Annotated in this window: 19 protein-coding genes; 14 read left to right on the top strand and 5 right to left on the bottom strand. The window is 46.8% G+C overall.

What is annotated here, in order from left to right; genetic code table 11:
- Positions 1-238: 238 nt before the first annotated feature.
- From araA to M654_RS17730, 9 genes are all read left to right on the top strand, one after another.
- Positions 239-1720, top strand: a complete 1482-nt coding sequence (araA, locus tag M654_RS17770) for an L-arabinose isomerase (protein ID WP_026588202.1) — start codon at positions 239-241, stop codon at positions 1718-1720.
- 11 nt (positions 1721-1731) lie between these two features.
- Positions 1732-3411: a ribulokinase gene (araB, locus tag M654_RS17765; protein ID WP_026588201.1), complete on the top strand. Its 1680-nt coding sequence runs from the start codon at positions 1732-1734 to the stop codon at positions 3409-3411.
- A 27-nt stretch (positions 3412-3438) separates the two neighbouring features.
- Complete coding sequence (araD, locus tag M654_RS17760) at positions 3439-4125, top strand: L-ribulose-5-phosphate 4-epimerase (protein ID WP_026588200.1); 687 nt, start codon at positions 3439-3441, stop codon at positions 4123-4125.
- Between the two features lie 16 nt (positions 4126-4141).
- The gene (locus M654_RS17755; RefSeq protein WP_026588199.1) at positions 4142-5332 is read left to right on the top strand and encodes a sn-glycerol-1-phosphate dehydrogenase; all 1191 of its coding nucleotides are present in this window, start codon (positions 4142-4144) and stop codon (positions 5330-5332) included.
- Positions 5333-5362: 30 nt separating this feature from the next.
- Entirely contained in the window at positions 5363-6643 is a 1281-nt protein-coding gene (locus M654_RS17750) for an arabinooligosaccharides ABC transporter substrate-binding protein AraN (protein ID WP_372709695.1), read from the top strand.
- Positions 6644-6674: 31 nt separating this feature from the next.
- Entirely contained in the window at positions 6675-7619 is a 945-nt protein-coding gene (locus M654_RS17745; RefSeq protein ID WP_026588197.1) for an arabinooligosaccharides ABC transporter permease AraP, read from the top strand.
- A complete protein-coding gene (locus M654_RS17740; RefSeq protein ID WP_026588196.1) occupies positions 7619-8461 on the top strand; it encodes a carbohydrate ABC transporter permease in 843 nt (280 codons plus the stop codon). Before M654_RS17745 ends, M654_RS17740 begins: the two co-directional genes overlap by 1 nt.
- 35 nt (positions 8462-8496) lie before the next feature.
- On the top strand, positions 8497-10005 hold the full coding sequence (gene arfA / locus M654_RS17735; protein ID WP_026588195.1) for an arabinosylfuranosidase ArfA: 1509 nt from the start codon (positions 8497-8499) through the stop codon (positions 10003-10005).
- Between the two features lie 95 nt (positions 10006-10100).
- Entirely contained in the window at positions 10101-10373 is a 273-nt protein-coding gene (locus M654_RS17730) for a hypothetical protein (RefSeq protein ID WP_026588194.1), read from the top strand.
- A 139-nt stretch (positions 10374-10512) separates the two neighbouring features.
- Here the strand turns inward: M654_RS17730 and M654_RS17725 are convergent, their stop codons facing one another.
- Genes M654_RS17725 through M654_RS17715 form a run of 3 tightly spaced genes read right to left on the bottom strand, consistent with a single transcriptional unit; the run spans position 10513 to position 13031 of the window.
- Positions 10513-11958, bottom strand: a complete 1446-nt coding sequence (locus M654_RS17725) for a PH domain-containing protein (protein ID WP_026588193.1) — start codon at positions 11956-11958, stop codon at positions 10513-10515.
- The gene (locus M654_RS17720) at positions 11945-12424 is read right to left on the bottom strand and encodes a PH domain-containing protein (RefSeq protein WP_026588192.1); all 480 of its coding nucleotides are present in this window, start codon (positions 12422-12424) and stop codon (positions 11945-11947) included. Before M654_RS17720 ends, M654_RS17725 begins: the two co-directional genes overlap by 14 nt.
- Before the next feature lie 10 nt (positions 12425-12434).
- Complete coding sequence (locus M654_RS17715) at positions 12435-13031, bottom strand: TetR/AcrR family transcriptional regulator (protein WP_026588191.1); 597 nt, start codon at positions 13029-13031, stop codon at positions 12435-12437.
- 164 nt (positions 13032-13195) lie between these two features.
- Here M654_RS17715 and cstA point away from each other — a divergent pair, with 164 nt between their 5' ends.
- The gene (cstA, locus tag M654_RS17710) at positions 13196-14992 is read left to right on the top strand and encodes a carbon starvation protein CstA (protein WP_026588190.1); all 1797 of its coding nucleotides are present in this window, start codon (positions 13196-13198) and stop codon (positions 14990-14992) included.
- Positions 14993-15027: 35 nt separating this feature from the next.
- On the opposite strand, the gene sspI is transcribed toward cstA, so the two are convergent.
- Positions 15028-15240 (bottom strand): small acid-soluble spore protein SspI, encoded by a 213-nt coding sequence (sspI, locus tag M654_RS17705; protein ID WP_026588189.1) that lies wholly within the window; start codon positions 15238-15240, stop codon positions 15028-15030.
- A gap of 117 nt (positions 15241-15357) precedes the next feature.
- Between sspI and M654_RS17700 the strand changes: the two genes are divergently transcribed.
- The 3 genes from M654_RS17700 (at position 15358) to pheT (ending at position 19933) form a co-directional block, all read left to right on the top strand.
- The gene (locus M654_RS17700; RefSeq protein WP_026588188.1) at positions 15358-16104 is read left to right on the top strand and encodes a TrmH family RNA methyltransferase; all 747 of its coding nucleotides are present in this window, start codon (positions 15358-15360) and stop codon (positions 16102-16104) included.
- A gap of 364 nt (positions 16105-16468) precedes the next feature.
- Positions 16469-17503, top strand: a complete 1035-nt coding sequence (pheS, locus tag M654_RS17695; RefSeq protein WP_026588187.1) for a phenylalanine--tRNA ligase subunit alpha — start codon at positions 16469-16471, stop codon at positions 17501-17503.
- Between the two features lie 15 nt (positions 17504-17518).
- On the top strand, positions 17519-19933 hold the full coding sequence (gene pheT, locus M654_RS17690) for a phenylalanine--tRNA ligase subunit beta (protein ID WP_026588186.1): 2415 nt from the start codon (positions 17519-17521) through the stop codon (positions 19931-19933).
- Between the two features lie 88 nt (positions 19934-20021).
- On the opposite strand, the gene M654_RS17685 is transcribed toward pheT, so the two are convergent.
- The gene (locus M654_RS17685; RefSeq protein ID WP_026588185.1) at positions 20022-20822 is read right to left on the bottom strand and encodes a zinc-dependent metalloprotease; all 801 of its coding nucleotides are present in this window, start codon (positions 20820-20822) and stop codon (positions 20022-20024) included.
- 763 nt (positions 20823-21585) lie between these two features.
- Between M654_RS17685 and M654_RS17680 the strand changes: the two genes are divergently transcribed.
- Complete coding sequence (locus M654_RS17680; RefSeq protein ID WP_026588184.1) at positions 21586-21918, top strand: hypothetical protein; 333 nt, start codon at positions 21586-21588, stop codon at positions 21916-21918.
- Positions 21919-22079: the final 161 nt, after the last annotated feature.

Genomic DNA, 22079 nt, shown 5'->3' with positions numbered 1-22079 from the left:
GCGTTTTTTGTTTGCGAATTGTCAAAAAAAATTGCCAAACAAACCGGAAATTAAATTGACAGTATGTGGTCTTATTAATATAATAAACTTGTTCGTACAAATACATTTTTTATTATTAATTGTACGTACATATAGAATCATCATCATCGGTACCGAATAGATTGGCCAGATGTTTATGTAAGCGTTTTAATAGTTTACTAATGTTCCACAATACCTTAAATGCAAAGGAGGCAACATCTTGATTCAGTCAAAAACGCATGAATTTTGGTTTGTGACGGGCAGTCAGCATTTATATGGAGAAGAGGCCGTAAGGGAAGTTGAAGATCATTCAAACATCATCTGCAAAGGATTAAATGACGGCCAATTGAAGTTCAACATCAAGTACAAGGCGGTTGCGACCTCGCTTGATGGCATCAGAAAGCTCTTTGAAGAGGCTAACAGGGATGAGACATGCGCCGGCGTCATCACATGGATGCACACATTTTCACCGGCAAAAATGTGGATTCCGGGCCTTTCTGAGCTGAATAAACCGCTCCTTCATTTTCATACACAGTTCAACAGGGACATTCCATGGGACCAAATCGATATGGACTTCATGAATATCAATCAATCTGCCCACGGCGACCGCGAATATGGCTTTATCGGAACAAGACTGGGCATTCCGCGTAAGGTCATTGCCGGCTACTGGGAAGACGAGGATGTGAAACGGTCGATCGATCGCTGGATGAGCGCTGCGGTGGCTTACATTGAAAGCCGTCATATCAAAGTGGCCCGTTTCGGCGACAACATGCGCAATGTTGCTGTGACGGAAGGGGATAAAATCGAAGCACAAATTCAGTTCGGCTGGACTGTTGACGGCTATGGAATCGGCGATCTCGTCCGGGAGATCGACGCGGTATCAGAACAAAGCTTAAGCGAGCTGCTGGCCGAATATGAGGAGCTCTACGACTGGCCGAAAAGAGATGGCGTCCGTGAATCCGTGAAAGAGCAGGCCCGGATTGAGCTTGGATTAAAGCGCTTTCTCGAAGGCGGCGGCTACACCGCCTTTACGACGACCTTTGAAGATCTGTACGGCATGAAGCAGCTGCCGGGTTTGGCTGTCCAAAGGCTCATGGCTGAGGGCTACGGCTTCGGAGGAGAAGGAGATTGGAAAACGGCGGCTCTCGTCCGCATGATGAAAGTGATGGCAGACGGAAAAGAGACATCATTCATGGAAGATTACACTTATCACTTTGAACCGGGCAATGAAATGATTCTTGGCTCGCACATGCTTGAGGTATGTCCTTCAATTGCCGACAGCAAGCCGAGAATTGAAGTCCATCCTCTGTCAATGGGTGGCAAAGATGATCCGGCCCGGCTCGTGTTTGACGGAATCGCGGGTTCCGCTGTTAATGCCTCTCTCGTCGACTTGGGCGGGCGCTTCCGGCTCGTGATTAATGAAGTGGAAGCTCAAAAAGTGGAGCATGATATGCCGAATCTTCCGGTGGCCCGCGTCCTTTGGAAGCCGGAGCCGTCTCTCAGAACGTCTGCGGAGGCCTGGATTTTGGCAGGTGGAGCGCATCATACATGCCTTTCTTATCAGCTGACCGCTGAACAATTGCTCGACTGGGCTGAAATGTCAGGTATTGAAGCAGTTTTGATCAATCGCGGCACAACGATTCCAAACCTGCGGAACGAACTCAAATGGAGTGAAGCTGCACATCGGCTTCGCATGTTTTAAGGGGTGAGCATATGTCATACACAATCGGGGTTGACTTTGGAACGTTATCGGGGAGAGCTGTCTTGGTCGATGTCAGGACCGGTGAGGAGGTTGCGACTGCTGTAAAAGAGTACACGCACGGCGTGATTGACCATGAACTGCCCGGAACAAAACGGAAGCTTCCGAGGGACTGGGCGCTTCAGCACCCGGCGGACTATATTGAAGTGCTGGAAGAAACGATTCCAAGCCTTTTGGCGCAATCGAAAACGGCTCCGGAAGACATCATCGGCATCGGCATCGATTTTACCGCATGCACGATTCTGCCGGTTGATGAAGCCGGGACACCGCTATGCATGAGGGCTGAATACGCCGCAGAACCTCACAGCTATGTGAAGCTTTGGAAGCACCATGCTGCACAGGAGCACGCAAACCGGCTCAATCAAATCGCAGAGGAGAGAAATGAAGATTTTCTGAAAAGATACGGCGGGAAAATTTCTTCTGAATGGCTTGTGCCGAAAGTGATGCAAATCGCAGAAGAAGCGCCTGACATTTATGACGCGGCGGCCGAAATGATGGAAGCGGCCGACTGGATCGTCTTCACCCTTTGCGGAAACAGAAAACGAAACAACTGTACAGCCGGTTATAAAGCGATCTGGAACAATAAGACCGGCTATCCATCCGGCGACTTTTTCGCGGCTTTGCATCCGAAGCTGGAAACAATCGTTCAGGAAAAATTAGCGGAAGACATTTATTCGGTTGGAGAAAAAGCTGGCGGATTGACTGCGGAAATGGCGGCCAAAACAGGTCTTTTACCGGGAACGGCGGTTGCCGTCGCAAATGTCGACGCCCACGTTTCAGTGCCGGCCGTCGGAATCACGGAACCGGGAAAAATGCTGATGATCATGGGGACATCCACTTGCCATGTGCTGCTCGGCGAGGATATCCGGATGGTGCCGGGCATGTGCGGTGTCGTTGAAAACGGCATTCTCCCGGGATATGTCGGCTATGAAGCGGGTCAGTCCTGTGTCGGCGATCATTTTCACTGGATGATTGAGCACTTTGTACCGGAATCCTATATGAAAGAAGCGGAAGCAAAAGGGATCACGATTTTTGAGCTGTTGAGCGAAAAAGCCGACAAGCTGCGCATTGGCGAAAGCGGGCTGCTTGCATTGGACTGGTGGAACGGCAACCGTTCGACACTGGTCGATGCGGACTTGACGGGAATGATGCTGGGGATGACGCTCGCCACAAAGCCGGAAGACATATACCGGGCATTGGTGGAAGCGACCGCCTACGGCACGAGAATTATCATTGAAACGTTCAGACAAAGCGGCGTACCGATCGAAGAGCTGTATGCCGCGGGCGGAATTGCCGAAAAAAATCCGTTCATCATGCAGATCTACGCTGATGTGACAAACATGGAAATCAAAATTTCCGGCTCTCCGCAGGCTCCCGCTTTAGGATCTGCGATATTCGGAGCCCTTGCTGCCGGAAGCGAAAACGGCGGGTATGATCATATCGAAGATGCTGTCAGACATATGGGCAAAATCAAAGAGCATACGTACAAACCGATACCGGCAAACGTCGCATTGTATGATCAGCTATATGAGGAATACAAGGCGCTGTATACGTATTTCGGAAAACAAAACGATGTCATGAAGCGTCTCAAAAAACTGAAAAACATCCAGTCCGTCAGCCCGGCCGTCCGCTAAACGATCATTAAAAGGAGGGGGAAACTTGTGCTGGAAGCGTTAAAAGAACAGGTTTTAAAAGCGAATTTACAGCTTGAGGAGCACCGCCTCGTCACATTTACATGGGGGAATGTGAGCGGCGTCGACCGCGAGAAAGGGCTGGTGGTTATTAAGCCGAGCGGTGTGAAATACAGCGAGTTAAAAGCGGAAGATTTAGTCGTTTTGAACTTGGAAGGCGAGGTCGTAGAAGGCAAACTGAAGCCGTCTTCCGATACACCGACACACCTTTATCTTTACAAACAATTTGCGACGATAGGCGGTATTGTCCATACCCATTCCCCGTGGGCGACGAGCTGGGCGCAATCCGGCAGGGATATTCCGTCATTGGGTACGACACATGCCGACTATTACTACGGTGATATTCCATGTACAAGGGAGATGTACGCCGAGGAAATCTCCGGCCAATACGAATTGAATACGGGAAAGGTGATTGCGGAAACATTTCAGCACCTTGATTATCGCGATGTTCCGGGGGTTCTCGTCAACAACCACGGGCCGTTTTGCTGGGGGGAGGATGCTTTGACAGCCGTCCACAACGCCGTTGTTCTAGAAGAGGTGGCCAAAATGGCCTATCACTCTCTGATGCTGAATCCGTCTCTTCACCCGATCAGCAGTGCTTTACAGGATCGGCATTTTTTCCGGAAGCATGGAGCTGACGCGTATTACGGCCAATAGAGGAGGCAACTGTTCAATGAAGGACCTGATTTCTTATATCAACAATACTTTAGGTTCATGCGAGTGCGGATCTGTTCATCATCCGCTGACAGTCGAAAAAATGGCCATTGGCGGACATGCCGTCGACGAGGAGCTCCCGGAATACGTGAAATCGGCTGGCTTTCAAAAAGCTGCCATCATCTGCGACGAAACGACTGAGCAAATCGCCGGAAAAAGGCTGCTGCATCTTCTGAAGAGCACAGTGAGAACCGTCCCGGTCAAGCTGAAGGCGAATGAAGCCGGCGATGTCACGGCAGATGAAACAACGTTGGTCAGTGCGCTGATCAGCGTGCCGATGGACACGGATGTGCTGATCGCCGCCGGCTCCGGCACGATCCATGACATCGTCAGATTTTGCGCCTGCCAGCGCGGGATTCCGTTTATTTCCGTGCCGACGGCGCCATCGGTTGACGGGTTTACTTCAGCCGGTGCGCCGCTGATTTTGAAGGGGAAGAAGCAGACGATTCAAACGGTTGCGCCGCTTGCATTATTTGCCGACCTTGAGATTTTGCGAAATGCTCCGCAGAAAATGATCGCTGCGGGGTTCGGCGATATGCTCGGCAAAGTGACATCGCTTGCAGACTGGGACATTTCCCGTCTGCTTGCAGATGAGCCCCACTGTCCGGCCGCTTGCGCCGCCACAAAAGAAGCGCTTGAACAGTGTCTGTCCAGTATAGATGAGATTGCGGCAAAAACGCGCGCAGGCATTGAAAAACTGATGGAATCGCTCGTTATTTCCGGCCTTGTCATGCTGGTGCTTGATCATTCAAGACCGGCATCTGGCGGCGAGCATCACCTTTCACATTACCTGGAAATGAAAGCGCTTGAAGATGGGAAGCGGCAGTTGCTTCACGGTGCAAAAGTGGGCTGCGCCGCCATTATGCTGGCCGATGTTTATCGATCCCTTAAAGATCTCACATGGGATGATGAACAAGTCGGGAAAGCCGTTTCCTCTGCTTATCAAAACCTTCCCGCCGGTGACAAAATGGCCGACTGGATGAGGCGAATCGGCGGGCCCGTATCATTTCAAGAACTGGATGTCGATCAGCATCTGCTTAATGAAGCGCTGAAGAACGCCCACCACCTCAGAGATCGGTATACGGGACTCAAAATCATCAATCAATACGGCCTTTTACCTGAGTTGAGGCCATTCCATGAAAGGGGGTAAAACGTGAAAAAGTTCCTTTCATATGTTCTGATGCTGACGCTTTCCGCAAGTTTGCTTTTGACGGGGTGCAGGGCAAGCCCTGCCTCTGAGCAAACACAGGATGCCACCGAGCTGACTTTTTGGACGTTTAATGGGCTCCATGAACAGTTTTACGCAGAAATGGTGAAAGAATGGAACAAGAAATACCCTAAGCGCAAAATTAAGCTGAATACGGTTGTGTATCCATATGGACAAATGCATGACAACCTGTCAATTTCACTGCTGGCGGGGAAAGGCGTCCCAGATCTCGCCGATATTGAACTCGGACGATTCTCCAATTTTTTGAAAGGATCGGATATTCCTCTGACAGATTTAACTTCCTTGGTTGAGAAGGAGCGCGACAAGTTCGTTGAAGCGAGGCTGACCCTCTACAGCAAGGATGAAAAGCTGTATGGACTTGGCACGCATGTCGGAACGACCGTGATGTACTACAACATGGACATTTTAAACAAAGCCGGGGTCGATCCGGACGACATTAAAACCTGGGAGGATTACAGGGAAGCGGGCAAAAAGGTTGTCAAAGCCGTCGGCAAACCGATGACGACGATCGAAACAACCGATCCGAATTCCTTTTTGCCGCTGCTAACCCAGCAAGGTTCAGGATACTTTGATCAAAACGGAAATTTGACATTAAATAATGAAACAAATGTGAGAACACTTGAATTTTTGAAAGAGCTTATCGAAAAAGATAAAATCGCGATCACCACGCCTGGAGGTAACCATCACAGCGAGGAATACTACGGATTTATGAACCAGGGCGGGGCGGCATCCGTCTTAATGCCGATCTGGTATATGGGCAGGTTTTTGGATTATATGCCTGACTTAAAAGGGAAAATCGCGATCAGACCGCTTCCTGCCTTCGAAGAAGGAGGAGACCGGTCGGCTGGCATGGGGGGCACAGCCACCGCCATTCCGAAACAAGCGAAACACGTCGATTTGGCCAAGGACTTTTTAAAGTTCGCGAAAGCATCAAAAGAAGGCAATATCAAACTGTGGACAGTGCTCGGATTCGATCCGCTCAGATGGGATGTGTGGGATTCTAAAGAATTGAAAAAACCGAATCAATACACGAAATATTTTCAAAACGGCAGCGATATTTTTTCGATGCTTCTTGACATTAAAGATGAAATCAACCCGCTTTATTTACACGAGGATTATGCGAAAACTTCCGACTTGGTGAACAAAAATGTATTATATGAAGCGCTGAAAACCGGAAGTAAAACGCCGAAAGAAGCATTGGACAAAGCAGCCGCTGAAGTGAAGGGGCCATAGTCTTTCATTACTGTTAAAGCGAGGCGATAACTTGAAGACTGTTAAAACAGATACAGTGCATTCGTTTCCGCCGGTAGCGAGAAAAAGAAAGATCAGAAATTTGCTATATTCAGCAAAAGCCGCACCCTATATTTTCACAGCACCTTTCGTACTCTCCTTTTGCATATTTTTTCTTTATCCGCTTATCAGCGTCGTCATCATGAGCTTTCAAAGCATTCTCCCCGGCGACATCCGCTTCATCGGGGTGGAGAACTATAAAGCATTAAACAATCCTACTTTCTATACTGCACTTTTTAACACCATGAAATATACCTTTTGGACATTGTTGATTTTAATACCGGTTCCGCTTATCCTTGCCGTCTTTTTGGATTCGAAGCTGGTGAAGTTTAAAAACGTGTTTAAATCCGCATTATTCATCCCGGCTCTCACTTCAACGATTGTGGCGGGCATCATTTTCCGGCTGATTTTCGGGGAAATGGATACATCACTGGCGAATTCGATTTTGACGAAGCTAGGGGCTGCACCGCAAAACTGGCTGAACAATGAGCATACCGGAATGTTTTTAATGGTCATGCTCGCATCGTGGAGATGGATGGGCATCAATGTGCTTTACTTTTTGGCCGGCTTGCAAAACGTGCCCAAAGAGTTGTATGAAGCGGCGGAAATCGACGGCGCCGGCACGTTTAAAAAGTTTTTTCATATCACGCTTCCGTTCCTCAAACCGGTCACCGTCTACGTGCTGACGATCAGCATCATCGGCGGCTTTCGGATGTTTGAAGAAAGCTATGTGCTGTGGCAGAACAACTCGCCTGGCAATATCGGCCTGACGATGGTCGGATACATTTACCAGCAGGGGCTTGCCTACAACAACATGGGCTACGGCGCGGCGCTCGGCATCGTGCTCTTGATCATTATTTTCATCGCCAGCCTTATTTCATTAAAGCTGTCTGGATCATTTAAAAAGGAGGGCTATTAATGCGTCCTGCCAGAGGCTTAAACATCGCAAAAATCGCTTTATTTCTGCTGTTTGCTATTTTGGGCTTTTTGTTTGTGTTCCCGCTTTTATGCCTTGTGCTCGGCTCGCTTAAGCCATCTTCGGAGCTGCTGCGCTTCGGGCTGAATTTAAAGCTGAGTCCTGACATCCTGAGCCTTGACAACTATACTTATTTATTTAACGGTGGAAGCATTTATTTTAAATGGTTTTCGAACAGCCTGATCCTCGTTGTCATTTCAACTGTTTTGACGCTTCTGTTTTCTTCGATGGTCGGCTACGGTCTTGCCGTATACGATTTTAAAGGGAAAAACCTGATGTTTGTGTTTGTGCTCTTGATCATGATGGTGCCGATCGAAATTTTAATGCTGCCTTTATTTAAAATGACGGTTTCTTTGCACATTGTCGACACATATGCCGGTGTGATACTCCCGTTTATCGTGTCGCCTGTCGCCGTATTTTTTTTCAGACAGTATGCGCTCGGTCTGCCGAGAGATTTGCTTGACTCGGCGCGAATGGACGGCTGCACCGAATTCGGCATTTTTTTCCGGATTATGGCGCCGCTTATGAAACCGGCGTTCGGGGCGATGGTCATCCTGCAGTCATTAAACAGCTGGAACAATTTTTTATGGCCGCTGATCGTTTTACGGTCAAAAGAAATGTTTACGCTTCCAATCGGGCTGTCCGCTTTGCTTAGTCCTTATGGAAATAACTACGACATGCTGATCTCGGGGTCGGTGCTGGCGATTTTGCCTGTGATTTTGATATTCCTGTTCTTCCAGAAGTATTTTGTATCAGGGCTGACCGCAGGCGGAATCAAAGGCTGATTCAACATATTTAATTTGAAAGGAATGATTTTTTAATGACGGAAAAAAAGGCGAAAATGACGATTGACAAAGAATTGAAGGTTGCAGAAATTGACAAACGGATATACGGTTCGTTTATCGAGCATCTTGGCAGAGCGGTATATGAAGGAATCTATGAACCGGACCACCCTGAGGCTGATGAATCGGGTTTCCGCAAGGATGTCATCAAACTGGTCAAAGAGCTGAAGGTTCCATTTATCAGGTACCCCGGCGGCAACTTTGTATCCGGGTATAATTGGGAGGATGGCGTCGGTCCGGTTGAAAACCGGCCGACAAGGCTTGATTTGGCATGGGCGACGACAGAACCGAATCTGATCGGTACGAATGAATTCATGGATTGGGCGAAGCTTGTCGGCGCCGAAGTCAATATGGCCGTCAACCTCGGTACGAGAGGAATTGATGCGGCCCGCAATCTTGTTGAATATTGCAATCACCCGTCAGGTTCTTACTACAGCGATTTGAGAAAATCGCACGGTTATAAAGAGCCGCATAAGATCAAAACTTGGTGCCTCGGCAATGAGATGGACGGTCCGTGGCAAATCGACCACAAGACAGCCGAAGAATACGGAAGGATTGCCGCTGAAGCAGCAAAAGTCATGAAATGGACGGACCCATCGATCGAGCTTGTCGCCTGCGGCAGCTCCGGAAGCGGCATGGCGACATTCATCGACTGGGAAACAACAGTGCTTGACCATACGTATGAGCATGTTGAGTATATTTCGCTTCATTCGTACTACGGCAATCGCGACAATGACCTGCCGAACTATTTAGCGAGATCGCTTGATATGGATCACTTCATCAAAACGGTTGTCTCTGTCTGTGATTATATGAAGGCGAAAAAACGCAGCAAAAAGACGATTCATCTTTCCTACGATGAATGGAATGTCTGGTATCATTCCAATGAAAAAGACAAAGAAGCCGAGCGCTGGGCGAAAGCGCCGCACCTCCTCGAAGATATCTATAACTTCGAAGATGCGCTGCTTGTCGGCTGCATGCTGATCACGATGCTGAAGCACGCCGACCGCGTCAAAATCGCCTGCCTCGCCCAGCTCGTCAATGTCATCGCGCCGATCATGACAGACAAAGGCGGTGAAGCATGGCGGCAAACGATCTTCTATCCGTTCATGCACGCCTCTGTTTACGGCCGGGGAACCGTATTGCAGACGGCAGTTTCATCACCGAAGTATGACAGTAAAGACTTCACAGATGTTCCGTATTTGGAGTCCGTTTCTGTTTTCAATGAAGAAGCAGAGGAACTAACGGTGTTTGCTGTAAACCGCGCGACAGACGGCGTCCTGGAAATGGAGGCTGATATGAGAAGCTTTGAGGGATACACTGTGACAGAGCATATCGTCCTTGAGCACGAAGACAATAAAGCGACAAATGAGAAAGACAAAAACAATGTCGTCCCTCACTGCGGCGGAGACGCCAAAGTATGTGACGGCAGACTGACAGCTCATCTTCCGAAACTTTCCTGGAATGTAATCAGACTGAAGAAACAATGATTTTAAAAAACCGGCCGCTGTGCCGGTTTTTTTCAGGTGTAAAAAGGTTTACACATTCATGCCGGAGAATAAGATCAACAAGGGGAGGAGGATATATGAAGACGTTTATGTCAGCTGCTCACTGCTTTTTGATGTACGGATTTTTAGCATACCTTTTGCTTTTGTTTATGACGGAAGTGATTGATCGCTCCCCTTTTACCAACTCATTTTTAAAGGGAGGCGCCATCTTTATCGGCATGCTTTTGTTTTCATCCCTCGTTTATCATCTCAAAGCTTCGCTCGTAAAAACAAACAGCAGTCGTATCACGGGAATCGCTGCGTTTCTTCTTGTCATGGCCATTCATTTTTATGTCGTTCCGTTATGCTGAAAGCAAAAAAGGGCGGAGATCAGATGATCCCCGCTAAATCCGTCTATTGAGACAGGAGGTGAAGTTTAATGTCATTTTATTCTTATTATTCATATTTGTCAACTTGGTTTTATCATGTGCTAAACGTTTTGAAACATCCTCAGCTTGTTTTAAGGGCATGTTGATAAATCATTGTTGCATCCTCTATTGGGATGTGGGTTATCGAAAACTTCACATTTTCTTTTCCTGAAGCAACGGCCAGCTTAATGGATGCCAAATTCTTTCTCTCTTGTACAGATGTTTGGCCTAATGATGCCCATTGAATGCGCCCGCGTTTAATAAGTGCCGTTTTGCGGGATAAGGAGCCATATTGCAAAGTGAAAAAATAGCGGCTTTGATGCCAGCCAATCATTCGATATACCATCGTCCCCAGACATAATAATCCAGGCGGCAGAACCGCAGCCAGATAATGATAGTAACCGGGCACAAACATCCATAGCGGTATGGCAAGAACACAACCTGCTATAAATGGCAGAACCATATAATAATGTTTGGCTTCCTTTGTGAGCATGTGCAAATGGTTGCCTTTCCGGTAGCCGGTATACGTTTCAAGAATGGAACAGACTTTTTCTTTTTTAACAAAAGGAAGGAGGGTGATCGTTTTACTGCTTTGTTCATTTGGCCGATTACGAATCACAACAGCTTTGATTGATGCAAATCCCAGGAGGCGGTGAAGCGGATGCTCGATGATTAGAATGGCCTGTATCCTGTTTTCGTCGATCGTTCGTTTTTTCTTCTCAAACAGGCCTTGTTCGATTTCGAGTTCGCCTTTGCTGTTCCTCTTTAATGTGAAATGATAATCACTTACAAATGTTAATAACAATGAAAGTGCAAACGAGAGAAGTACGATGATGACCATCACGACGATGATCCAGTTAGAACCGAACCAGCTTGATAAGTTAGTAAATAAAGCGGATCGATCTGTTTCTTTCGATATATCCAAATATTTCAATAATCCTAGTGATAATAATGAAAGCACAATCCCGAATTTAGGGGAAAGCAGACTGTGTAAAATGAGATCTTTTTTATACAATTGAAACATTGACGCTCCGCCATGCTCGATCGGCTTGCTTTTTGACTCTGCATTTAAAACCGTTCGAATGCGCTGTTCTTCTTCTCTTGAAATACAACTGAGTGTGTTGCTGGATTCATCTCCTCCGGCAAGTTCAATCGTTAAAGTTCGTGTAGAAAATAAATGGTCATATAGACGGACCGTAGAATCAATGGACTGAATGCGGTCCGGCTGCACCCATCTTTTCTTGACTATAAACAAACCATATTCTATATATATCGATTTCTCGCGTATCTGGTAGGTGAATGCCCGCCACCTTAATACACCAATCATGATCAATACCATCATGAGAAAAATAACGAGAAAGACGCCGATGATCAAAGCGGGAATTTGGCTGCCTAACTGTTTATGAATCAATAAAATGAGCAGCGGGTATAACCAAATAAATGATAAAGATTCCTTGCCCGCCTTCATCATAAAATAAAGAATCGAAATGGGATGGAGATGTTTTATTAATTTTTCAGACTTGTTCATCGCTTAACCTCGCATATGTTTCAATATCCTTACGTACGGAATCGGCTGTTTTTTCGGCTAATCCCAAAATTTCGTGGCTGCCGGCTGCCGTGGATAACGTCACTGTATATAAGTTGTACTTTTTTAAAATAGGACCTTGTTTTGCTTCGACATGCTGGACTTTCCCCACAGGAACTAATATTTTTCGCTTGAAAATGATTCCTTTATGGATTTGGATGCTTAAGTCACTTAGACGATATCGCCAAAATTCATATTTCCACTTCGGTAAAAAATAAAGTTCAAACGGTACAGAGACTATAGCGAAACATGTGATGACAGCCAATATCCATTTCGGCCAGCCGAATGTTAAAGTAAAGTAAAGCACTACAAGGATTGTGCATGCATAGACGCATAATGTGATCATACCTTCAAGCTTCCTTACGACAACAATTTTTTCGTCTATTTTCTTAAATTCGTCAGTAATCACGATAGCCCCCCTATAATTTAGGTGTTTTTCTCGTTGCATAATCGAACGTATCTGCAATTTCAGATATCGTGCACTCTATATCTGATATATCATGATTTGCGATTTTGGGTCCCAATGAATCGATGACGCTTCGCACGGTTCTAGCCATAATTTGCGGGGAAAACTCTCTGAAACTCCCTTCTATTTCCTGTCCCCACTTAAAAATTTCAATCAGCGGCTCATATATTGATTCATCTTCATTCTGATAAAACAGATCACCGCTTTCTGTTCGTAAGTTGGAAACCACTTCAATGATTGCGGTCACGTATTTTCGATGTTCATACATGAATCTGAGATTTGATTCAATATACGCGCGGAGTGTGGCCGGAGCACTGTCTAAACCGTCCATGAATTTTTCCATATAAGGTGCTGCAAGTCCATAGGAATGCTCCACAACAGCCTTCATAAGCTGTAATTTATTTGGAAAATGATACGTTACAACCCCTTTGCTGATTCCCCCCTTTTTTGCGATATTGCCGATAGAGGCATTCGCATAACCTTCTTCCACAAGCACTTGAATAGCATCTTCAATAATTTGCAGTCGCCTTTTTTGTGTTTTTGTATTCATGACCTCATTTTAGTACGATCGTGCTAAAGCGTCAATCTAAAACATCCATTTTTAACTGTTATATAAATCGAAGAATGAGGGGAGGTCTTTTTTGAAAAAAAGATGATTGCGCTTACAAAAAATATAAGCTATGTTAAAAAGGACAACAAGGAGGGAGGAATTGGATGAATGCCATTACGATTGTGATCGCTTCCATCTGTATATTGGCGATCGCCTACCGTTTGTACGGAACGTTTATGATGGTGAAAGTGCTGAAGGTGGATGACGACAAACCGACTCCTGCCCATCTCCAAAAAGACGGCAAAGATTATGTGCCGACAAACAAATGGGTGTCTTTCGGTCATCATTTTGCAGCGATCGCGGCCGCGGGGCCGCTCGTCGGGCCGATTTTGGCTGCGCAGTTCGGCTATTTGCCGGGGCTGTTGTGGCTGTTGATCGGGGCGGTCATCGGGGGAGCCGTCCACGATATTGTCGTTTTATTCGCGTCGATGCGGAGGAATGGTAAATCGCTTTCAGAAGTCGCTAAAGAAGAACTCGGACCTGTCGCCGGGTTTTGTACGGGCCTGGCGATGCTGTTTATTATTACGATCACGATGGCGGGACTGTCGATGGTTGTCCTCCACGCGCTTGAGCGCAATCCGTGGGGGACGTTCTCGGTCGCGATCACGATACCGATCGCCATGGGTGTCGGTTTATTTTATAAAAAGACAGGAAACCTGAAGCTCGCGTCAACGGTCGGGTTTATTCTGCTTATGGCCGGCGTGTTCATCGGACCGTCAGTCGCCAATACGCCGCTGGGAGAGGCCTTGACGCTTGATATGAAAACGCTCTCCATCGCGCTTCCGGTCTACGCGTTTTTCGCAGCGGCCCTGCCTGTCTGGCTGCTGCTCGCACCGCGCGACTATTTGAGCAGCTTTATGAAAATCGGTGTATTCATTGCTTTGATAGCCGGTGTATTCATCGTGAATCCGGCGATCCCGTTTCCGGCATTCACCGAGTTTACGGGCGGGGGAGGCCCCGTTTCGCCGGGACCAGTGTGGCCGTTTATTTCGATTACGATTGCCTGCGGAGCCATTTCCGGCTTTCACGCCTTTGTCGGTTCCGGCACAACGCCGAAAATGCTCGACAAATGGAGCGATATGAAATTTGTCGGCTTTGGCGCCATGCTTGTCGAATGTCTCGTCGGGATTATGGCGTTGATCGCGGCGACTGCATTGCAGCCAGGCGATTATTTTGCGATCAACAGCGCACCTGAGGTTTTTCGGACGCTTGGCATGGATACCGTCCATCTGCCGGAGCTCAGCCGGGAGATCGGGCTTGATTTGGAAGGAAGAACGGGCGGAGCTGTTACGCTCGCCGTCGGCATGGCTTATATCTTTACAGATATCCCGTTTTTCAGCCATTTGGCCTCATATTTCTTTCAATTTGTGATTATGTTTGAGGCGGTCTTTATCTTAACGGCGATTGATGCCGGAACAAGGGTGGCCCGCTATTTGATTCAAGACTTTTTCGGTGAAGTGTACAAACCGCTCAAAAAAACGGATTGGCTGCCGGGGTCAGTAATAGCAAGCGCTCTTGCCTGCTTCATGTGGGGGTATTTGCTTTATTCCGGGGACATCAGCTCCATTTGGGCGCTGTTTGGCGTATCCAATCAGCTAATGGCATCCGTCGGACTGATCATCGGGGCGACCGTCATTTTAAAAATCGCGGATAAACGAAGATATATGCTGACGTGTCTTATTCCGCTCGCCTATTTGTATGTGACCGTCAATTATGCGGGGTACTGGATGATCAGACACGTTTACTTCAATGCAGAAGCCGGCGGCTACAGCGTGTTGAACGGCATTTTATCGATTGTGATGCTCGTTTTGGGATTGGTGATTATGGCGGCCGCCATTAAAAAGTGGACGGAGATTTGGCGCGATCCTTCCTTAAGGATGGAGCCTTCCATTCCCGGCTGATCAAAATAAACCGGAGGCCTGTTCGGCCGTCCGGTTTATTTCGTCTTCAACCCTTGCTCCAACATTTCAAGCATTTCGGTTTTGTCTGTTTCTGATGCGTTCTGCCAAATGACCTCGAACAATACGCCCAAACCGGGAAGCATTTTCTCTTCACCGCTTTGAATCGCATCGACAATCGTATGTTCAAGCTCATCCTGTGAATTTCCTGATACATTGGCAATCACCGCATGGCGCAAATTCAAATCCATCTTTTTCACTCCATTTCATCTTCTGGTTTTCTATATTCTGCCTCACTATCGGGTTTATTATGTACCATTCATGAGATATAATGTGACTATTCGCGAAACAAAAGGAGCCAAACCGATTTGAAACATATTGAATCAGCCAAAAACCAAAAAGTGAAGGATTGGAAAAAACTTCACACGAAAAAAGAACGAACAAAAACCAATACTTTCTTAATAGAAGGGGAGCATCTTCTTGAAGAAGCGCTGAAAACACCGGGCACTGTCAAGGAAATCATCATTTTAGATGAAGCTGATATGCCGGACGGGCTGGATCCGGATATAGCCTGCTATCTTGTCAGCCGCGACGCGTTTCTTGCCATTTCAGAAACCGAGACTCCCCAGTCTGTCGCCGCAGTCTGCCGAATGCCCGACAGCGGTCCTTTTCAGTATGAAAAACTGCTCCTTGCAGATGCTATCCAAGACCCCGGCAATTTAGGAACGATCATCCGCACGGCCGATGCCGCGGGAATCGATGCCGTGGTTGTCGGCCATGGGACGGTTGATCCTTATAACGCCAAAACGCTCAGATCTGCGCAAGGATCACATTTTCATATTCCGATTATCAAAGCTGAGCTTTCAGGGCTGATGAAAGAGTTGAAGGAAAAACAAATCCCCGTCTATGGAACTGCGCTGCAACATGCCGTTCCATTTAAAGAAGCAGAGCCGTCAGACTCGTTTGCGCTGCTGATCGGAAATGAGGGTTCTGGGGTTGATCCCGAACTGCTCGCACAGACGGACAGAAATCTTTACATTCCCATTTACGGGAAAGCGGAGTCCTTGAATGTGGCAGCCGCCGCAGCGGTGCTGTTATACCATCTCCGCGGATAACCGGTTGCACAAGAAAAAGGAATTCACTATAATGAATTTAATATGTTTAAAAACAGTGACAGAGGACTGTTTTGACCACTCCGCCATCAAGGGAGAAAATGCCTTAGACTGAAAGCATTTTTATGGCCGGTGTCAAAACGCTTCACCTCTTGAGTTGTCACCGGGACCACATCTTTCTTAAAAGGTGTGTAAAGGTGAACCGGATTCAAATCCGTTATGCCAATGAAGTGAGTAACAAAGCTTTTTTTCGCTTTGTTTAAAAAAGGGTGGTACCACGGGCCACAAGTCGTCCCTTTCATGAAGAAAGGGGCTTTTTTTATTGCAGCGAAACAATGTGAGCTACATAAAAGGAGGAATTATTAAGATGCAGGAAGAGCTGAAACGGCTTGAAAAAGAAGCGGTTGAAAAAGTCGCAGCCGCAGGATCATTAAAGGAAGTCAACGATGTCCGCGTTCAATATCTCGGAAAAAAAGGACCGATTACAGAAGTGCTTCGCGGGATGGGAAAGCTGTCTGCTGAAGAAAGACCGAAAATGGGCGCTTTGGCAAACGAAGTGAGGGAGACGATTGCAAGCGCGATCGCTGAAAAAAATGCCCGTCTTGAAGAAGAAGAAGTGGCAAGAAAGCTGAAAGAACAGACGATTGATGTCACGCTTCCGGGAAGTCCGGTCAAAACGGGTGCGCGCCATCCGTTAACGATCGTCATCGAGGATATTGAAGACCTGTTTATCAGCATGGGGTATTCAGTTGAAGAAGGACCGGAAGTGGAAACGGACTACTACAACTTTGAAGCGCTCAACCTTCCGAAGGAGCACCCGGCCCGGGATATGCAGGACAGCTTTTACATCACCGAAGATACGCTGATGAGAACACAGACCTCTCCTGTTCAGACGCGTACGATGGAGAAGCATGAAGGGAAAGGCCCGGTCAAAATCATCTGTCCGGGAAAAGTATACCGCCGCGACAATGATGATGCGACACACTCCCACCAATTTATGCAGATTGAAGGGCTTTGCGTCGATCGCGACATCAGCATGAGCGATTTGAAGGGCACGCTTGAAACCGTAGCGAAGAAAATGTTTGGCGAAGATCGCGAAATCAGACTTCGACCAAGCTTTTTCCCGTTCACAGAACCGTCTGTCGAAGTCGATGTCTCCTGCTTCAAATGCGGAGGAAAAGGCTGCTCAGTCTGCAAGCAGACCGGCTGGATTGAAATCCTCGGCGCGGGAATGGTGCATCCGAACGTGCTTGAAATGGCCGGTTTCGATTCCAAACAATATCAGGGTTTCGCTTTTGGAATGGGTGTTGAGCGGATCGCGATGCTGAAGTACGGAATTGATGATATCCGCCATTTCTATACAAACGATGTCAGATTTTTATCTCAATTTAAACAGGCTTAAAGAGGAGGACGCGTGATGTTTGTTTCATATAAATGGTTGCAGGAATACGTGGATTTAGACGGAATGACGCCGGATATTCTCGCTGAAAAGATCACAAGAAGCGGGATTGAAGTGGAAGGCGTTGAATATAAAGGGGAAGGAATCAAAGGTGTTGTCATCGGGCATGTTCTCGAACGCGAGCAGCATCCGAACGCCGATAAATTAAATAAATGTCTTGTCGATATCGGCGCGGAGGAGCCGGTGCAAATCATCTGCGGAGCCCCGAATGTGGACAGAGGGCAAAAAGTAGCCGTCGCAACGGTCGGCGCGGTTTTGCCGGACAATTTTAAAATCAAAAAAGCGAAGCTTCGCGGCGAAGCTTCAAACGGCATGATCTGCTCTTTAGAGGAGCTCGGCATTCAAGGAAAGCTTGTACCAAAAGAATATGCGGAAGGTATTTTCGTATTTCCGAGCGATGCCGAGATCGGCACGGATGCGCTCACCAGCCTTGCGCTCGATGATGCGGTGCTGGAGCTGGGACTGACGCCAAACCGCGCCGACGCCATGAATATGCTCGGTGTCGCTTATGAAGTGGCTGCGATTCTCGGCCGCGAAGTCAAGCTCCCTGAGACGGCTTATCAAGCAGGCGCCGAAAAAGCGGCAGACTATATTTCCGTCAAAATTGAAGATCCAGAAGCCAATCCTTTATACGCGGCGAAAATCATTAAAGACGTCAAAATCGGGCCGTCCCCGCTGTGGATGCAGACGAAGCTGATCAACGCCGGAATCAGGCCGCACAACAATGTCGTCGACATTACCAACTTTGTGCTCTTGGAATACGGCCAGCCGCTGCACGCTTTTGATTATGACCGCTTCGGCTCAAAAGAGGTCGTCGTCCGCAAAGCGGAGGAAAATGAAAAAATGGTCACGCTTGATGATGAAGAAAGAACTCTATCAGCCGACCATCTCGTCATTACAAACGGCTCTCTTCCGCAAGCCGTCGCAGGGGTCATGGGGGGAGCGGATTCCGAAGTCCGCGAAGATACGGTGACGATTTTGCTGGAAGCGGCATATTTTAACGGACAGACTGTCCGCAAAGCTTCCAAAGATCTTGGACTGCGCAGTGAATCAAGCGTCCGCTTTGAAAAAGGCATCGATCCAGCTCGTGTTCTCCCTGCCGCAGAACGTGCAGCACACCTGATCAGCCGCTATGCGGGGGGCACCGTTTTAGAGGGCACGGTTCAGGAAAAACACCTTGACGTGAAAGACAGAGTCATCAGCCTGTCCGCTGAAAAAGTCACAAAAGTTCTCGGGATGTCCATCAGTGAAGAGGAAATGGTCCGCATTTTTCAAAGACTCGGGTTTTCCGTTGAAGAAACGGGCGGCGAGCTGATCGTCACCGTCCCTTCAAGAAGAGGCGATATCACGATCGAAGAAGATTTGATTGAAGAGGTTGCAAGATTGTACGGATATGACAACATTCCGTCATCACTGCCTGAACTGACCGGCTTTAGCGGCGGATTGACCCCTTATCAGGAAAAACGGAGAAAAGTCAGACGCTTCCTGGAGGGAGCCGGGCTTTCTCAGGCGATCACTTACTCACTGACAAGCGACAAAAAAGCGACCGCATACGCGCTGGAGAAATCGTTTAAAACGATCCTTTCACTGCCGATGAGTGAGGAAAGAAGCGTCTTGAGGCACAGCCTGCTGCCGAATCTGCTTGATTCGTTATCCTACAACCTGGCAAGACAAACCGATTCAGCAGCATTTTATGAAATCGGTTCGGTTTTCTTAAAAGCCGAAGAACAGACAAAACCGGTCGAAAAAGAACACGTCGCCGGAGCTGTGACAGGTCTGTGGCACAAAAACCTCTGGCAAGGGGAGAAAAAGCCGGTCGATTTCTTTGTTGTAAAAGGCATAGTCGAAGGCTTATTTGACAAGCTCGGCATCAAAGAGGGCGTTGAGTTCGTCCAGTCTGAAAGAAAAGAGCTCCATCCGGGGAGAACGGCCAACATTCTGTACAACGGCTCTTTAATCGGCTTCATCGGCCAGCTTCATCCATCGGTTGAAAAAGAGATTGATCTCCATGAGACTTATGTATTCGAGCTTGATCTCCATGAGCTCTTCGCGGTTGATGTGCCGGAGATTACGTATACGGCCATTCCGAAATACCCGTCCGTCACCCGCGATATCGCGCTGGTCGTAGACAAAGACATCGCCAGCGGCCAGCTTGAGGATGTCATTCGAAAAGCCGGCGGCGCATTGTTGAAGGAAGTGCACGTCTTTGACGTCTATGAAGGTGAGCACATGGAAGAAGGCAAAAAATCCGTCGCCTTCAGCCTGCAATATTTGAATCCTGAACAGACGCTTACTGAAGAAGAAGTGACGAAAGTTCACGACACAGTGTTGAAAGCGCTGGAGGAAACACATCAGGCTGTGCTGAGAGGATAAAATACGAAAACGGCCGGTCCCTGTTGGGGGCCGGTGTTTTTGAAAGTGCAAAAAGGGCGCCTGCCGCTTCATGCAGGACGCCCTTTTTTTACTTGTACCAAGCTTTATTGTTTTCAATCTGGCTGTTATGCGACGAATCCCAGACATCGACTGTGTATGCGTAATCGTAATTCATGATGCAGCGAATGCCGCTTCCTTGCGCATCATGGTGTAACCCGAAGTTATGGGAGAACTCATGTGTGGCTGCTTTTGCCGTATTAGCCGTTCCCTGATCAAGGTTGACGCTGAAGGCGCTGCCACCCGGTTTGCCGCTGTATACATAAGCGATGCCGCCGGCGTCAAAATGGCTGTTGGCTGTAAATCCGACGACGAATTTATAATTTTTCCCGCTAAAATTGCGCTGAAGGTTTGATAGAATCTGAGAACTGTTGCTGCCGGAGGATGTCCAAGGGGCAACTGCCTCTACGACAAAATCAATGCTGTGATCGCGGTTGAACATCACATCCGCCTGTTCAACAATTTGGACGATCCTCGTCTGCCAGTCGCTGTATTTTGCCCGGTACTGCGCGTCTGCCACCGCCAACACGCTCACCTTTTGGCTGCCTGTGTTCGCCTGTGTCGAAAACTTTCCATTGCCTGTATTCTTTTTGAAGGTTTTCTGTCCGACGACATTTCCTTTTTCATTAAGTATTTTCGTTTTCGTCGTTTTTTCAATCTGAACTTTGCCATGCAAATCTTTAAAGGTTTTCGCTTTAGGTAATGAATCGATATAAGTCCCTTCGGCCGCATGCGTGTGATCGTGTCCGCTGTCTTTCGCGGCTCCCGCCGTTACCCCGGGAATGATGCCGGCGGTAAGTAATAACGATAAAAATAAAGAACGCTTTTTCACTTTGTACCCCTCCTTTATTTTGAACAAATCAGGAATTCTAGGAATCATCTAAAAATTCCTTCAATTCATCCGAAAAGAGGACATAAATCATACGTTCTTTTTGTTGCTCTTTCGATATTCCTGCAAATCACAGTGTTTCGACAAAATATATAGACAAAAAAACCTGCCGTTTGACAGGTCTTTGAACATGGAGAAGTGAAAAGAATTTTGCGCTTTTAGTGGCTGTCACACATAACAAATGCAGAAAGAGAAATTTGAAAAATCAAAAGCTTAAAGCAGATCGCTCCGTCTATGATAAGACGGGAGAGGTTGCTGTCATCCTTTTGGCGACAGCTCTTGGGATTATTTAAAGGCAGTTTTTGAACATCACATTCTGAACTAAACAAGGATGATTAATTCCTATTCAAAATCGTTTATTACGGTGATCTGAATATCTTTAAATCTACATTATTTTGCTAAGCGAGACAAAAGTGTTAAGTTTTTTGGAAACAAGAAAAAACAAAAATACCTAACGGTGACAAGAAATTGGTCAAAAGAGCAGGCACAAGATATTTTAAATAATAAGAGACCTAAATTTGAAGGGAAAACCATGCAAGGACATCACAGTTATAGTACTTCTAAATTCCCTCACTTAAGCGATAATGGAGAAGTGGTATATCCAGTAACAACAAGCGAGCATTTATAGTGATAGCATGGAGGATAGTCTCCCGGGAAAACCGATAAAAGATATTAAAGATTTTTATTTTAGAAGGGAGTTATTATGATGAACTTGATTGATGTGGAAGTACTCAATGATTCAAATATTACTAAGTACATTTCGTTATTAAGAAAAACATCGTCCAAACCTATTAAGGAACTAAAGCAGGCAATTGAATCTGGAAAACCTGTTATTGAATGTGATTACTATGACACGGGAGAATTAAAATCATTAGTAAACATAATAGAACAGTTACTATCATTGGGAGCCAGCATTAAAATTAATGAAAATAACAGAGAAATAACACTTGAAATGGTAAAGAACTTGATCGAAACTTATGAAGGTATTGCAAAAGATCGAGAAGAAATGGATGAGTTATTATTTGGTGATGATGATTAATGCTTATAGGTGATGAATATAGTGTTCATCTCTTCTACCTTGATTGGCTACTGCCTTTCAAGGTTTTTTGATATTCAAATCCGACAAAAAGGGGATCTTTTTCTATTCCATTTTATCATGCGATAGAGAGAAGGAAAACGACGTGAGTATTTAGTCCAAAT

The sequence above is a fragment of the Bacillus sp. NSP9.1 genome (genome assembly GCF_000465465.2).
Lineage (GTDB): Bacteria > Bacillota > Bacilli > Bacillales > Bacillaceae > Bacillus > Bacillus sonorensis_A.
The sequence above is the reverse complement of the archived record's forward strand: the minus strand, read 5'-3'. Positions and strand labels throughout refer to the sequence as shown.

Excerpts from the sequence above, each read along its gene's own strand:
- araB (WP_026588201.1), top strand. The coding sequence starts at position 1,732 with ATGTCATACACAATCGGGGTTGACTTTGGAACGTTATCGGGGAGAGCT.
- M654_RS17755 (WP_026588199.1), top strand. The coding sequence starts at position 4,142 with ATGAAGGACCTGATTTCTTATATCAACAATACTTTAGGTTCATGCGAG.
- M654_RS17750 (WP_372709695.1), top strand. The coding sequence starts at position 5,363 with ATGCTGACGCTTTCCGCAAGTTTGCTTTTGACGGGGTGCAGGGCAAGC.
- M654_RS17740 (WP_026588196.1), top strand. The coding sequence starts at position 7,619 with ATGCGTCCTGCCAGAGGCTTAAACATCGCAAAAATCGCTTTATTTCTG.
- arfA (WP_026588195.1), top strand. The coding sequence starts at position 8,497 with ATGACGGAAAAAAAGGCGAAAATGACGATTGACAAAGAATTGAAGGTT.
- M654_RS17730 (WP_026588194.1), top strand. The coding sequence starts at position 10,101 with ATGAAGACGTTTATGTCAGCTGCTCACTGCTTTTTGATGTACGGATTT.
- M654_RS17725 (WP_026588193.1), bottom strand. The coding sequence starts at position 11,958 with ATGAACAAGTCTGAAAAATTAATAAAACATCTCCATCCCATTTCGATT.
- M654_RS17715 (WP_026588191.1), bottom strand. The coding sequence starts at position 13,031 with ATGAATACAAAAACACAAAAAAGGCGACTGCAAATTATTGAAGATGCT.
- cstA (WP_026588190.1), top strand. The coding sequence starts at position 13,196 with ATGAATGCCATTACGATTGTGATCGCTTCCATCTGTATATTGGCGATC.
- sspI (WP_026588189.1), bottom strand. The coding sequence starts at position 15,240 with ATGGATTTGAATTTGCGCCATGCGGTGATTGCCAATGTATCAGGAAAT.
- pheS (WP_026588187.1), top strand. The coding sequence starts at position 16,469 with ATGCAGGAAGAGCTGAAACGGCTTGAAAAAGAAGCGGTTGAAAAAGTC.
- pheT (WP_026588186.1), top strand. The coding sequence starts at position 17,519 with ATGTTTGTTTCATATAAATGGTTGCAGGAATACGTGGATTTAGACGGA.
- M654_RS17680 (WP_026588184.1), top strand. The coding sequence starts at position 21,586 with ATGAACTTGATTGATGTGGAAGTACTCAATGATTCAAATATTACTAAG.